Origin of the sequence: Legionella pneumophila subsp. fraseri, assembly GCF_000586315.1 — a bacterium.
GTDB lineage: Bacteria > Pseudomonadota > Gammaproteobacteria > Legionellales > Legionellaceae > Legionella > Legionella pneumophila_B.
In genome coordinates, this window is sequence record NZ_KK074227.1 from 133,611 (window position 1) to 147,309 (window position 13,699).

The following is a 13,699-nucleotide window of genomic DNA, read 5'->3' on the forward strand; positions in this document are numbered from 1 at the left end:
TTATGAAATTAAAACGGTTTGTCGCTGCAGATACTCGCAGTGCCATGCAGCAAATAAAGGCTACATTTGGCCCTGATGCCGTTATTTTGTCAAGCCATAATATAAAAGATGGCGTTGAAATAGTTGCTGCTATTGATTTTGACGAAACAGTGATGTCAACTCAAGCTGCTGTAGCTGTAGCAGAACCCCCAAGTAGAACAGAAAAGTATTCTGTACAAACGCCATTAGACGACATGCGGCAAGAAATTTTGACTCTGAGAGGAATGCTCGAAGCACAACTGCGAGGAAATATTGGCATTCATGAGCCTTTACATACGGTTATGCTGCAAAAACTCTTGTATTTAGGTGTTAGTCCTGATACGGCGACAATTTGGGCTCGCTCAGTAAAGCCTGATTTGAATCAACAAAGAGCCTGGCAATTCATTTTGTCACAAGTGACAGAACAATTGCCAATTCGTGATTCTAATAGAATAGAAGAAGGTGGTGTCTATGCGTTTGTTGGCCCAACTGGTGTTGGTAAAACGACAACCTTAGCTAAAATTGCGGCACGCTTTGCTTTACGTTTTGGTGCTGATAAGTTGGGTTTGGTTACTATGGATACTTACCGAATAGCAGCACAGGAACAACTAGTCCTCTATGGAAAAATTTTGGGAATTAAGGTCTGTATCGCTCAGGATGAAGTCTCTTTGGCAAGAGTATTGCGTCAATTAAATGACAAAAAATTAATTTTGATTGATACAGCCGGGATGAATCCTGCTGATGAACGTGTAACCAAACAAATGACTGTTTTAAGTAATTATCTGCAATCCATAGAAAAAGTATTGGTATTACCAGCTACCAGCCATTACCAGGTATTAATCGATGCGATTAAGCGTTACCAGGCAAATCATGTGGATCAGTGCATTATTACGAAACTGGATGAATCTCTTGCAATAGGTGGGGCCATAAGTGCTGTTATTGAATCAAATTTAGCCCTGGGTTATTTAACCGATGGACAACGGGTTCCAGAGGATATCAAAATTGCTACGCGTCACCAACTTGTTGAGTTATTTGCTCAACAAGAGCGTCAGTTATTTCATCAAGAAAGGGACATCAGCAAAGTAAATCCCAATGTTAGGAGAGCGAATTATGTCGAAACTTAGCAAAGGTATAAAAGATCAGGCGTCTGGCCTCAGAAGTTTGTCCCGAAACAAACCTGTTAAAGTGATTGCTGTTTCCGCAGGGAAAGGTGGTGTAGGTAAAAGCAATATCTCGGTCAACTTAGCTATAGCGTTATCTCAGCTAAATTATAGCGTTATGCTTCTGGATGCCGATTTAGGATTGGCGAATGTGGATATTATGTTGGGTTTGCACACCAAATACAATTTATCTCATGTTCTTCAGGGCATATGTCATTTAAGTGATATTATTTTACATGGTCCTGCTGGTATAAGAGTTATTCCCGCTGCTTCGGGAACAGAGTTTATGACGCAATTGAGTCCTGCAGAGCATGCAGGAATTATTGATTCATTTAATGAACTAACTGATGATTTGGATTATATGATTATCGATACTGCGGCAGGGATTTCCGAGACCGTGTTGAGTTTTACCCGTTCATCACAAGAGTTGATTGTTGTTGTTTGTGATGAACCGACCTCTTTGACTGATGCTTATGCACTAATTAAGGTGATGAGTAAACGTTATGAGTGGATGCATTTTCATGTTCTGGCTAATATGGTTAGAAATATTAAGGATGGTCGTGACTTGTTTAATAAACTGTTTCGTGTCTCAGAACAGTTTCTGGATGTGCAATTAGATTATCTGGGCGCAATTCCATTTGATGAAAACATTCATAAATCAGTAAAAAAACAAAATCCTATTTTAATTGCTTATCCCGATTCACCTGCTGCTCTGGCTTTACTAGAGTTAGCTGAAACGGTGAGTAATTGGTCATTTAAACCGTCTTTAGGTGGAAACACTAGTTTCTTTTTGGAGCGTTTAGTTGCGGGACAATTTTAAATTATTCGCTATACTTAAAATTAGCTGTACTCTGTTTGTTTTAGATTTACCAAATTACTAATAATTACAATCTGCTGTTATGGTAAGGAGAGTATCGTGGATGCTTTGGCTGCATACAGCAAAGTAAATCAACAAACCCAGGAAGCTCTGGTAAAAAATCATGCCACATTGGTAAAACGCATTGCACATCATTTGCTCGGACGATTACCGCAGAGTGTTCAACTGGATGACTTAATACAATCAGGAATGCTTGGCTTGCTTGAAGCAGCAAGACATTATGATTCATCTAAAGGGGCGTCCTTTGAAACTTATGCGGGAATACGTATCAGGGGGCATATGCTTGATGAAGTGAGACGTAACGATTGGGTGCCTCGTTCTGTATATCGCAACTCCAGAATGATTGCTGATGCTGTGCGCATTTTAGAGCATAAGATTGGACGTGAGGCTAAGGACAATGAAATTGCCGAAGAGCTGGGTGTGTCATTAGATGAGTATCATGACATGTTGCAAGATTCCATTAGTAGTCATTTATATGGTTTTGACGATTTGGGAGTAACAGATGATATCTTATTTGATCATGAGGGGAATGGCTCAACCGAACCACACAGGAATGTTATGCGTAGTGATATGATGAATCAACTAACTCAAGTGATTGATAGCCTCCCTCGTAAAGAACGGTTGGTGCTTTCCTTGTATTATGAGCAAGATTTGAATTTGAAGGAAATTGGGGAAATACTGGAGGTTAGTGAGTCTCGAATTTCACAGATTCTAAGTCAAGCAACGCTCCGCATTAGATCAAGATTACCGGAATAAAAGATAAGTATGGACGCTTTGACTTTAATAGGATTATTGACAGGTTTTCTTGCCATTATCATAGGCCAAATGTTTGAGGGGGGCGATTTAAATTCCTTACTTAATTTTCCGGCCTTACTGATTGTCATGGGTGGAACCTTAGGAGCTGTTATGGTGCAAACTCCTTTGGCTACTTTTAAAAGAGCATTTAGAATATTGCCCTGGGTAGTGAAACCTCCTCACCATAATTTTGAAGAATGCCGTGCGACTCTCATAGAGTTATCTAGAAAAGCTCGCCAGCTTGGCCTTCTCTCCCTAGAAGATCGTTTGGATGTCGAAACCAATCCTTTAATTTATAAGGGGTTGGAATTACTGGTTACAGGAGTGGACAAGCTTACCTTACGACAAGTTTTGGAAGCAGAAATAGATCGAACGGAGCATCAGGATTTGCGTGCTGCGCATGTCTTTGAAAGCATGGGCGGGTATAGCCCCACCGTAGGAATTTTAGGTGCAGTGTTGGGTTTAATTCAAGTCATGAGGAATCTTGCTGATCCCAGTCAATTAGGTTTAGGGATTGCGGTTGCTTTTGTTGCAACCATTTATGGTGTTGGATTGGCGAATCTGATTTTTTTACCTGTTGCTAATAAATTAAAAAGTTGTATTTCTCATAGAGTACATTTTGATGAAATGGTTGTTGAAGGTTTGGTCGCGATGGCAAGTGGCGAGAGTCCTAATATGCTGCAGTTAAAATTAAACAACTATGGGCAACACAAGCAAGATGAAATCAAAACACAAGAAAGATGAAGAACATCAGGATAATCATCGATGGGTCGTATCTTACGCTGATTTTATTACGTTATTATTTGCTTTTTTTGTTGTGATGTATGCGATTTCTTCGGTTAATGATTCAAAATATAAATCTCTTTCTGAGGGGATGAAATCGGCTTTTAATCAAAAAGATCAAAATAAAGCGACTCAATCAACAGATAACCTAAAAGATGGCCCTGAAGAAAAGAAGACTAAAGGAACTTTTAAAGATGGTTTGGATGACCTGAATAAATCTCTTTCTGAACTGGAAGATGGTGATTTCAAGTTAAACAGGCAAGATGGCTGGGTTGAGATAGATATAAAGGCAGGGTCATTATTTGATTCTGGAAGCGCGGATATTAAGCCAGAAGCATTAATCAAACTAATGAAGCTGGCTGAGAAAATTAAGGATCTTCCTTTTCCAGTGGTTGTAGAGGGATATACTGATAATGTGCCTATTGAAACACCCCAATACCCTTCAAATTGGGAATTATCAGCTGCAAGAGCGGCTACTGTTGGTCGAATTTTAAATGGTTTTGGAATAGCCAATCATCGTATTTTGGTTACGGGGTATGGTGATCAGTATCCAATAACTGATAATGATACAGAAGCTGGGAGAAGTCAGAATCGAAGAGTGAATATTGTTATTACTAAAAATAGAAAAGTGGATAGAATTCTCAATCCTGATTTAAGCAGAGTCCATTTTAGTGTTATAAGTAATACTAACTCAGTAGAGTTTAATCAAAAGGATATTGAAATTAAGGAAAAAAAATGACACATATCATTCTGTATTTGAATGCGATAATTTTTGTACTCTTGGGCAATTATTTATTAAATCAACGAAAAAATATCAATAAATTGCAGGATAAAATAGATTTTTTGGAAAAATTGACTAACCAAATAGTAAAAGATCATCCTATGCTAATTAATGCCGATTTATTATTTGCGAAACAACTTAATGACATTAACCAACAATTAATTAGTATTGAGACTCAATTACAAGAATTGGAAAACATAAGACATAACGATGGCAGTTATCAACATGCCTTGAGAATCCTGGAAATGGGTGGTACTCGTGAGGAAATTGTCAGTAGTTGTCATTTATCAAATGCTGAAGCAGAGTTATTAATGAATCTTCAAGCTTATAGAACAGCATTAAAACATCAGAATTAGTGTAGATAGAATCTTGCTTTCGCTGTAAAATCTCCTATTTATTTTTAAAAGAGACACTGATGCTGGAAGTGAATCAAATTAATTTAAGTTTAATCGATCTTAATGAGCGCATAGAATCGCTTAGGGGGTATCTTTGACTTCGAAGGGAAACGTGAGCGCCTGGAAGAAGTAATTCGTGAATTGGAATCATCCAATGTATGGGACAATCCGGATCAGGCTCAGGCATTGGGACGTGAAAGAACTCAGCTGGAAACTATAGTCCACTCATTAAGCCAATTAAGCCAATCGATTAGTGATCAGAGGGAACTGTTTGAATTGGCTCGAGAAGAAAATGATGAGCAAACCATCAATGACATTGGTGAGGAATTAAAGTCAATTGAGCAACAAGTTGCCAGTTTGGAATTTAGAAGAATGTTTTCTGGCAAAATGGACCACACCAATGCTTATCTTGATATTCAAGCAGGTTCTGGCGGCACTGAAGCGCAAGATTGGGCTGAAATGTTATTACGTATGTATTTGCGTTGGGGCGAACATCATGGATTTACCACTGAATTGATAGAATGCTCTCCTGGTGAAGTGGCAGGAATTAAAAGTGCAACCATTCATTTTACAGGTGAGTACGCATTTGGTTGGTTAAGAACCGAAACAGGTGTGCATCGTCTAGTGAGAAAATCACCATTTGATTCTGGCAACAGGAGGCACACTTCGTTTGCAGCTGTCTTTGTCTCTCCTGAAATTGACGATGATATTGAAATTGAAATCAATCCGGCTGATTTGCGGATTGACACTTACAGAGCTTCCGGGGCTGGCGGGCAGCATGTTAACCGTACTGATTCTGCCGTAAGGATTACACATATCCCTAGCGGGATAGTAGTTCAGTGTCAGAATGATCGAAGCCAGCATAAAAATAAAGACCAGGCAATGAAGCAATTGAGAGCAAAGCTTTATGAATTGGAAATGCAAAAGAAAAATGCAGAACAGCAAGCATTGGAGGCTAGCAAGTCTGATATTGGTTGGGGATCACAAATTCGTTCCTACGTATTAGACCAATCTCGTATAAAAGATTTGCGCACCGGTGTTGAAACCAGTAATACTCAGGCAGTATTGGATGGTTCATTAGATCAATTTATTGAAGCCAGTTTAAAGGCGGGAGTAGGGCAAGCATGAGTGAAGAACATTTACATTTAGATGAAAGTGAAGTTTATCATATTCGCAAGCAAAAATTAGCAGAATTGCGTACAGGTGGGTTTAATTTCCCGAACAAGTTTCGCCGCGAACATCTAGCCGATGCTTTGCTAAAGCAATACTCCGAAACTGAGAAAGAAACATTAGAACAAAAGCATGTGAAAGTATCTGTTGCAGGCCGAATCGTTCTGAGAAGAATTATGGGTAAAGCCAGTTTTTTTCATATTCAGGATGTATCAGGTCGGATACAGGTTTATCTTCGTTCAAATGATCTTCCTGAAGTGTATGAACAGTTTAAACATTGGGATTTAGGAGATATTGTTGGTGTACAGGGTGAGTTGTTTAAAACGAATACTGGTGAACTGACCATTAATGCAGAACATGTTGAGTTGCTAACCAAATCTTTAAGGCCGCTTCCTGATAAATTTCATGGTTTGGCTGATCAGGAATTGAAATACCGTAAACGTTACGTTGACTTGATTGCAAATGAAGACAGTCGAAAAACTTTTTTAATACGTTCACATTTAATTAAAGCTTTCAGAGAGTTCATGGATGACAATCGTTTTCTGGAAGTCGAAACACCGATGATGCATCCAATTCCTGGAGGTGCTTTGGCTCGCCCTTTTGTCACTCATCACAATACACTGGATATGACCATGTATTTGAGAATAGCCCCCGAATTGTACTTAAAACGCTTGGTTGTTGGTGGTTTTGAGCGTGTATATGAAATTAACAGAAATTTTCGCAACGAAGGGATTTCTACTCGTCATAATCCTGAGTTCACAATGCTGGAGTTTTATCAGGCTTATGCTGATTACAATGATTTGATGAATTTCACGGAACAATTGTTTCATTACCTGTGTGATAAGGTATTGGGTACTCGACAAATTGAATATCAAGGTCAGATCATTGATTTCAATAAACCTTTTGGACGGTTGAGCGTAAAAGAAGCGATATTAAAATATCATCCTGATATGAAGGCGCAGCAACTGGAAACTGTTGAGGGATGTAGAACACTTCTTAATGATTTAGGGTTGCCTTATAAAGAAACTGATGGTCTGGGCAAACTACAAATTATTCTTTTTGAAGAGACAGTAGAACATCAATTATTTCAGCCTACTTTTATTACTGAATATCCAACAGAAATATCTCCTTTAGCCAGACGTTCTGATACAAACCCGGAAGTTACTGATCGTTTTGAATTTTTTATTGCTGGCCGTGAGATTGCGAATGGATTTTCTGAATTAAATGATGCAGAAGATCAAGCTGAGCGCTTTCGAAAGCAAGTTGAAGAAAAGGATGCGGGTGATTTAGAGGCAATGCATTTTGATAGTGATTATATTGAAGCATTGGAATATGGCTTGCCGCCTACAGCCGGTGAAGGGATTGGAATCGATCGCTTGGTGATGTTATTTACTAATTCGCAATCAATCAGAGACGTTATTTTATTTCCGCATTTGAGGCAGTAAAGTACAGCGATTTTTAGATAGCAATGGTTTGTTTAGAACCATTGCTATGTCAAGCAATACATAAAATACACTTGGTTTAGATAAAATTATCTATGTCCATGAACATTACTTGGAGTAGCGTGGACGTGAACATTATTACCATGTGTATGTACTGGATTAGAATGGGTATGAACGGTTCCTGAGTGATGAGTGTGGTAAGTACCGCCATTGTTATAAACAGGATGCGAATGAAAAGTTGGGTTATAGCCTGTATACCATGCACTGCTCCAAGGTCTGTAAGCTGGTGAGTTTGACACAGTATATACACTACGGCTGCTACCACAGCAGAGCAATAATGGAAGGCAGCAGATACCCACAGCGGCTAGTAATGCTCCTCCTACAAATAATAATGGCGATAGAGCGACACCTGTTGCTGCAACACCAAAACCCACGGCAGCTGTAGCAGTTGCTTTGACCACTAAAGCAGTTACTATCGCTGCTGTAGCAAGTGCTGCTGTAGCTGCTGCCATGCATTTTAATAGAAAGCTGTAATTTGTATTGTCTTCTTTTTTGTGTATTTTAGACTGCATAACTTACCTCATCTTGATTTTCAGTTAATAGAATGCATTTTTTCTGGATGTGTTATATGTTTTAGCGATGTTGTTATTATTTTGTTGGCATAGCATTATTCCTATGCGTTTGGGATTTTACCTGATCATACTGAAATGTCACCATAAATTTGGATTTGGAAGTTGATTTGTTCTAAATTAATCCAAAAATGATAGAAGTATGTAGAATATTATTGAATTTTCTTAAGTTAAAGACAGGGTATGCCATTTCTCACAAAGTGAGGGATTTCTCTAAATTATATTACAGAACTCCCTTACTTTGCTCAAGGTAACACATTAGACTCTATTCATCATCCCAGCTTAAAGTACCGCCAGCCTGATATTCAATGACACGAGTTTCAAAAAAGTTTTTCTCTTTTTTGAGATCCAGCATTTCACTCATCCAGGGGAATGGGTTTTCAGCGCCTGGATATTGATCTGGCAGACCTATTTGATTTAAGCGACGATTTGCAATAAAGTGCAAATATTCTTCAAACATCTCGGCATTCATTCCGAGAATGCCATGAGGCATAGTGTCTCTGGCATATTGGTATTCGAGCTCAACACCTTCCCTGATAAGTTGAATTATTTCATTCTTAAATTCAGGTGTCCATAAATGAGGATTTTCGATTTTGATTTGATTAATCACATCAATACCAAAATTCATATGCATGGACTCATCGCGTAGTATATATTGGAACTGTTCCGATGTTCCTACCATTTTGTTACGACGTCCCATGGACAGAATTTGAGTAAAGCCGACATAAAAGAAAATGCCTTCAAATACAACATAAAATGCAATTAAATCGCGTAGCAGGCGTTGATCATTTTCAGGAGTGCCTGTATGGAAGGCTTCATCACCTAAACTTTGAGTAAATGGTAATGCCCAAACTGCTTTTCTGGATACGGACGGTATTTCTCTATACATATTAAATACTTCAGCCTCATCCAGCCCTAAACTCTCTATAATGTATTGATAAGCATGGGTGTGTAACGCTTCTTCAAAAGCTTGCCTTAGAAGATATTGTCGACACTCAGGATTAGTAATATGTCTGTAAACTGCAAGAACCAGATTATTCGCAACGAGTGAATCAGCGGTTGAGAAAAATCCCAAATTACGCTTAATGATTAAACGCTCATCTTCAGTAAGGCCATAGGGATCTTTCCATAAGGCGACATCGGCACTCATACTGATTTCATTGGGCATCCAATGATTGGCACAGGCTGTCAAGTATTTATCCCATGCCCATTTGTATTTGAAAGGTACCAATTGATTTAAATCAGCACGACAATTAATGATTTGCTTATCATCGACATGAATGCGTGCTGCTCCCATTTCTAAAGTTTCGAGCCCTGTCGCGCCCATAAGAGGAGTTACGACAATTTCTTGAGTATCATTGTAGTTCATAAATTTCTCCTGATTATTGGCAAGCCTCGCAGTCTGGATCAGTAATAGAACAAGCTTTTGGTTCGGTATCTATTAATTTGACTGCGTTAAGTGCTCCGTCTGTAACAGTGGATTTTTCAGCATTACTTGCACCTAAACTGCGTAAGTAATAAGTGGTTTTTAATCCACGAGTCCAGGCATGCATATAAAGTTGATCCAGTTTTTTACCAGAAGGTTGAGCCATATAGATGTTCAAGGATTGAGCTTGATCTATCCATTTTTGACGGCGTGACGCAGCTTCAACCAACCACATGGGATCAATTTCAAAGGAAGTGGCATAACGTCTTTTCAGTTCATCTGGAATTCGACTGATAGGTTGTACACTGCCATTAAAGTATTTTAGATCATTGACCATGACTTCATCCCAAAGGTTCAGCGCTTTTAAATCAGCGACCAAATATGGATTCACCACGGTAAATTCACCTGACAAGTTGGATTTGACGTAAAGGTTTTGATAAGTTGGTTCAATAGATTGTGATACACCACAGATGTTGGATATTGTGGCTGTAGGTGCAATAGCCATTACATTGGAGTTACGCATGCCTTGTGTGCGAACTTTAACTCGTAATGGTTCCCAATCCAGTTTTTGTGAGCGGTCTTGTTCCAGATATTTATTACGGGATTGTTGCAAGAGGTTAATTGAATCGATAGGTAATATGCCTTTGCTCCATAAAGAACCCTCATAGGTTGAGTAGCTACCCCGCTCTTTAGCCAGGTCGCAAGAGGCTTCGATAGCATAGTAGCTGATTAGTTCCATGGATGAGTCGGCGAACTCAATGGCTTCTTTGGATGCGTAATCCATTTTTAATTCGTATAGCGCATCCTGAAAGCCCATGATACCTAGACCAATTGGTCGATGTTGCAAGTTGGAGTGACGAGCTTGGGGTACAGAGTAATAATTAATATCAATAACATTGTCCAACATACGGACAGCTGTTGATATTGTGCGCTTGAGTTTTTGCTCATCCAGTTTGCCATTTTTAATATGCGCGGGAAGATTGATACTGCCTAAATTGCATACAGCAATTTCTTCTTCAGAAGTATTTAGAGTAATCTCTGTGCATAAGTTAGAACTGTGTATTACTCCAACATGTTGTTGTGGTGAGCGCAAATTACAGGGGTCTTTGAATGTTAGCCATGGATGACCTGTTTCAAAAAGCATGGAAAGCATTCTACGCCATAGTTTGACAGCTGAAATAGTTTTTGTGTTTCTGATAATACCTTGTCGAGCTTTTTCTTCATATTCAACATAGAGAGCCTCAAACGCTTTACCATATTGATCATGTAAATCGGGTACTTCGTCAGGTGAAAATAAAGTCCAATTGCCATCTTCACGAACACGCTTCATAAACAAATCAGGTACCCAGAGGGCAGTATTCATGTCGTGAGTACGGCGGCGATCATCGCCGGTATTTTTTCTTAACTCCAGAAATTCCTCTATATCTCTGTGCCAGCACTCCAGGTAAGCGCAAACAGCTCCCTTGCGTTTACCACCCTGATTTACTGCTACGGCAGTGGCATCGGCAACATTCAGGAAAGGAACAACACCTTGAGATTTACCATTAGTCCCTTTGATATGAGCGCCCATAGCTCGTACCGGAGTCCAGTCATTGCCTAGTCCCCCAGCATATTTAGAGAGCAAGGCGTTGTCTTTTATAGCGCTATAAATACCATCCAAATGATCAGGTACTGTTGTTAAATAGCAACTGGATAACTGCGGTCTTACTGTTCCGGAATTAAATAAGGTTGGAGTGGAAGACATATAATCAAACGAGGAGAGTAACTGATAAAATTCTATTGCTTTCTCTTCCTTATGTTGTTCACGAAGAGCAAGCCCCATGGCTACCCGCATGAAAAAAGCCTGGGGAAGCTCATATCTTACTCCGCGCTCATGAATAAAATAACGATCATATAAAGTTTGTAAACTTAAATAGGTGAACTTCATATCTCGTTCGGGAAGAAGAGCTTGGCTAAGCTTGTCCAGGTCGAAGTCAGCCATCTTGGGGTCAAGCATCCCTTGGGCAATACCTTGCTCTATGTAAGATTTGAAATAAACTGGATAGATTTGAGCCATTTCATCAAATGTAGCTTCTGATTTGATATTGAGTTTAGTCAGTGCCTCAGAACGTAAGCTGTCTAGCAACAAACGCGCACTGACATAAGTGTAATTAGGTTCTTTTTCAACCAATGCACGCGCTGACATAATTAAAGCTTTATGGACGTCTTCATATTTGGCTTGGTTATAAAGATTACGCAAGGCATCTTTAATAACAGGTTCTGCTTTGACGTTGCTGAGGTCACGACATGATTCTTTGACGATAGTATTGACCCTGTCCATATCTAATGGTTGTACTTCTCCATTAGGCATAGTTATTAATAAATGCTTACTGTCTTTTGTTTGTTTTTGTTTCGATTCTGATTCGCGTGCTTTTCGGCGTTCTTCTCTGTATAAAACATAGGAGCGAGCTACTTTATAATGTCCGCTGCGCATAAGAGCAAGTTCAACCTGATCCTGGATCTCTTCGATATGAATAGCTCCACCACTAGGTAAACGGCGTTTAAATACCTGGGTGATTTGTCTGGTTAGTTCTTCGATTTGTTGGTGAATTCGATCAGAAGTTGGAGCTGTACCCCCTTCGTCGGCAATAAAAGCTTTGGTAATAGCAATTTTGATTTTAGTATCATCATACACAACTACCTTACCATTTCGTTTGATCGTTTTAAGCATGCCTGGGACATTAGCAGTCAATTCCAGTTGATTTGTTAGCGGTATATCCTTTACCGGCTCAAGAATTTCGGACATTTTTCCTCCACGAAATATATTTTGGCAAGCCATTGTTTCAGTGAAGCCAGCCTGTTTTACGAACTTGTTTAAGGCGATCCTGGTTTCATTGAAACGATGATTTGCTCCTGTTTTTACGACAGTCAAGAGAAGCTTTTATTTACTGTTACCATAATTATAGCAAAAAACCCAATATATAGGGTGTTTTAGGGGTTTTTATAACAAGATAATGTGTTTTTTTGTTTTGGTCAATAGGATAATCTGGGATTATTCTGTGGATAAGTTGTGGGTTAAAATACTCTGCGAGGGTTAAATTTATGAGAAATAATGTTTAATAAGCTAATTATAGGCAGCATGAATAGAAATAAAATTTTTTCTATTATTTTAAACGCGATTTTGGAGATTCCTGTTGATAATGCAAAACGACGGCTAAATTTCTCAAAAAAAGACCATTTGTAAATTTTAAAACCAGATTCTTCTTTATACCCCAAAAAAAAATTGCCAGTAAAATATCCATAATATTGGAAAAATTTTTTAGGATAAAACACATAAGTAGCGGCAGATGATGCATCAAGATACTCAGTGTAATGCCAACAATTTCTAGGCATGAACAACATATCGCCTTTCTCAAGCAGAACTTGATATCCTTCAGCCTGATTCAGTCTGGGGTATTGTTGAATTAAAACCTCCAAGGGCTGAGAGAAATCAATCAAAGAATCCCCAATAAAGGGGAGTTTATAAAGGTTGTCGCTTTGTTTTTTGGTAAACAGCAATACTTGTTTTTTCCCGCTCAAACACAAATGAAGATTGCAGCAATGTTCTCGGTCAAAATGCATTTCTGAAACAGCCCCCTTGCCTCCAAAAAAATAAGCCACTTTTTTTGTTTCTCTAAAATACCTTGGTCTAAAAGGAATTTTCTGCCAAAGTGGGACATGCTTTTCTATCTCTTTAGAGTGTTCTCTGGATAAAATTTGTCCAAAAATTCGAATGGGTTTGTTGCTTTTTATTTGATGGATGACTTCAGAAAAATTGCCTGCCTGGAAATCTACACATCGCTTGTTTTCAAAGGTACAATACGTGGTTTTGGCCTGAGTGAGTTGTTCAAAATAATCCAGTGAAAATTGACTGGTAAAATCAGGTATTTTAATTAAGATGGGTTCTTTAGATTCATACAAGATATGTTTAAGGATTTCTTCCTCACCATAGTGGTAGATGATTGTTCTGATTTTTTTTAATTTCATTAAATTACCTGTTGAATGGAGTAATTTATAAATATTTTTTATTCCAATAATCTATATTATATCATTAATAAAATCATGACATGATTGTGATTTATGCCTACGAATGATAGAGCAGATTCGGGATTACAAATCTGGCAAAAATGAAGACAGTATTTCAGAAGAGAACTTATATGCATTGTCTAGCTGGCGTGAATTTGGGTATATAGACAGTTTGACTC

At 38.6% G+C, this 13,699-nt stretch carries 12 protein-coding genes; 8 read left to right on the forward strand and 4 right to left on the reverse strand.

Annotated features, from left to right (window positions below):
• Positions 1-2 precede the first annotated feature (2 nt).
• The 8 genes from flhF to lysS all read left to right on the forward strand — a co-directional run bounded on the left by flhF (position 3) and on the right by lysS (position 7,424).
• The gene (flhF, locus tag CC34_RS0114160) at positions 3-1,142 is read left to right on the forward strand and encodes a flagellar biosynthesis GTPase FlhF (RefSeq protein ID WP_028379636.1); all 1,140 of its coding nucleotides are present in this window, start codon (positions 3-5) and stop codon (positions 1,140-1,142) included.
• Complete coding sequence (locus CC34_RS0114165) at positions 1,129-1,998, forward strand: MinD/ParA family protein (RefSeq protein WP_027227851.1); 870 nt, start codon at positions 1,129-1,131, stop codon at positions 1,996-1,998. Before flhF ends, CC34_RS0114165 begins: the two co-directional genes overlap by 14 nt.
• Before the next feature lie 96 nt (positions 1,999-2,094).
• Positions 2,095-2,811 (forward strand): RNA polymerase sigma factor FliA, encoded by a 717-nt coding sequence (locus CC34_RS0114170; protein ID WP_027221966.1) that lies wholly within the window; start codon positions 2,095-2,097, stop codon positions 2,809-2,811.
• Between the two features lie 9 nt (positions 2,812-2,820).
• Positions 2,821-3,594, forward strand: a complete 774-nt coding sequence (locus tag CC34_RS0114175; RefSeq protein ID WP_027227852.1) for a flagellar motor protein — start codon at positions 2,821-2,823, stop codon at positions 3,592-3,594.
• A complete protein-coding gene (gene motD, locus CC34_RS0114180; protein ID WP_032830263.1) occupies positions 3,569-4,372 on the forward strand; it encodes a flagellar motor protein MotD in 804 nt (267 codons plus the stop codon). The genes CC34_RS0114175 and motD overlap by 26 nt, the downstream gene beginning before the upstream one ends.
• Positions 4,369-4,770: a DUF2802 domain-containing protein gene (locus CC34_RS0114185; protein ID WP_027227854.1), complete on the forward strand. Its 402-nt coding sequence runs from the start codon at positions 4,369-4,371 to the stop codon at positions 4,768-4,770. The genes motD and CC34_RS0114185 overlap by 4 nt, the downstream gene beginning before the upstream one ends.
• Before the next feature lie 59 nt (positions 4,771-4,829).
• Positions 4,830-5,937 (forward strand): peptide chain release factor 2 gene (gene prfB, locus CC34_RS0114190; protein ID WP_100917206.1). Its coding sequence is split into 2 segments (ribosomal slippage): positions 4,830-4,904 and positions 4,906-5,937, totalling 1,107 coding nucleotides; the frame shifts between segments, so codons are not numbered across the junction.
• Positions 5,934-7,424, forward strand: coding sequence for a lysine--tRNA ligase (gene lysS, locus CC34_RS0114195; protein ID WP_027227856.1), 1,491 nt, complete (start codon positions 5,934-5,936; stop codon positions 7,422-7,424). The genes prfB and lysS overlap by 4 nt, the downstream gene beginning before the upstream one ends.
• A gap of 86 nt (positions 7,425-7,510) precedes the next feature.
• Here lysS and CC34_RS0114200 read toward each other — a convergent pair whose 3' ends face one another.
• The 4 genes from CC34_RS0114200 to CC34_RS0114215 form a co-directional block, all read right to left on the reverse strand.
• Positions 7,511-7,993, reverse strand: coding sequence for a lpg1776 family Dot/Icm T4SS effector (locus CC34_RS0114200; protein ID WP_027227857.1), 483 nt, complete (start codon positions 7,991-7,993; stop codon positions 7,511-7,513).
• Between the two features lie 322 nt (positions 7,994-8,315).
• Positions 8,316-9,419, reverse strand: a complete 1,104-nt coding sequence (locus tag CC34_RS0114205; RefSeq protein ID WP_027221959.1) for a ribonucleotide-diphosphate reductase subunit beta — start codon at positions 9,417-9,419, stop codon at positions 8,316-8,318.
• Between the two features lie 13 nt (positions 9,420-9,432).
• Positions 9,433-12,261, reverse strand: coding sequence for a ribonucleoside-diphosphate reductase subunit alpha (locus CC34_RS0114210; protein ID WP_027227858.1), 2,829 nt, complete (start codon positions 12,259-12,261; stop codon positions 9,433-9,435).
• Between the two features lie 269 nt (positions 12,262-12,530).
• Positions 12,531-13,481, reverse strand: a complete 951-nt coding sequence (locus CC34_RS0114215; protein ID WP_027227859.1) for a cupin-like domain-containing protein — start codon at positions 13,479-13,481, stop codon at positions 12,531-12,533.
• Positions 13,482-13,699 lie beyond the last annotated feature (218 nt).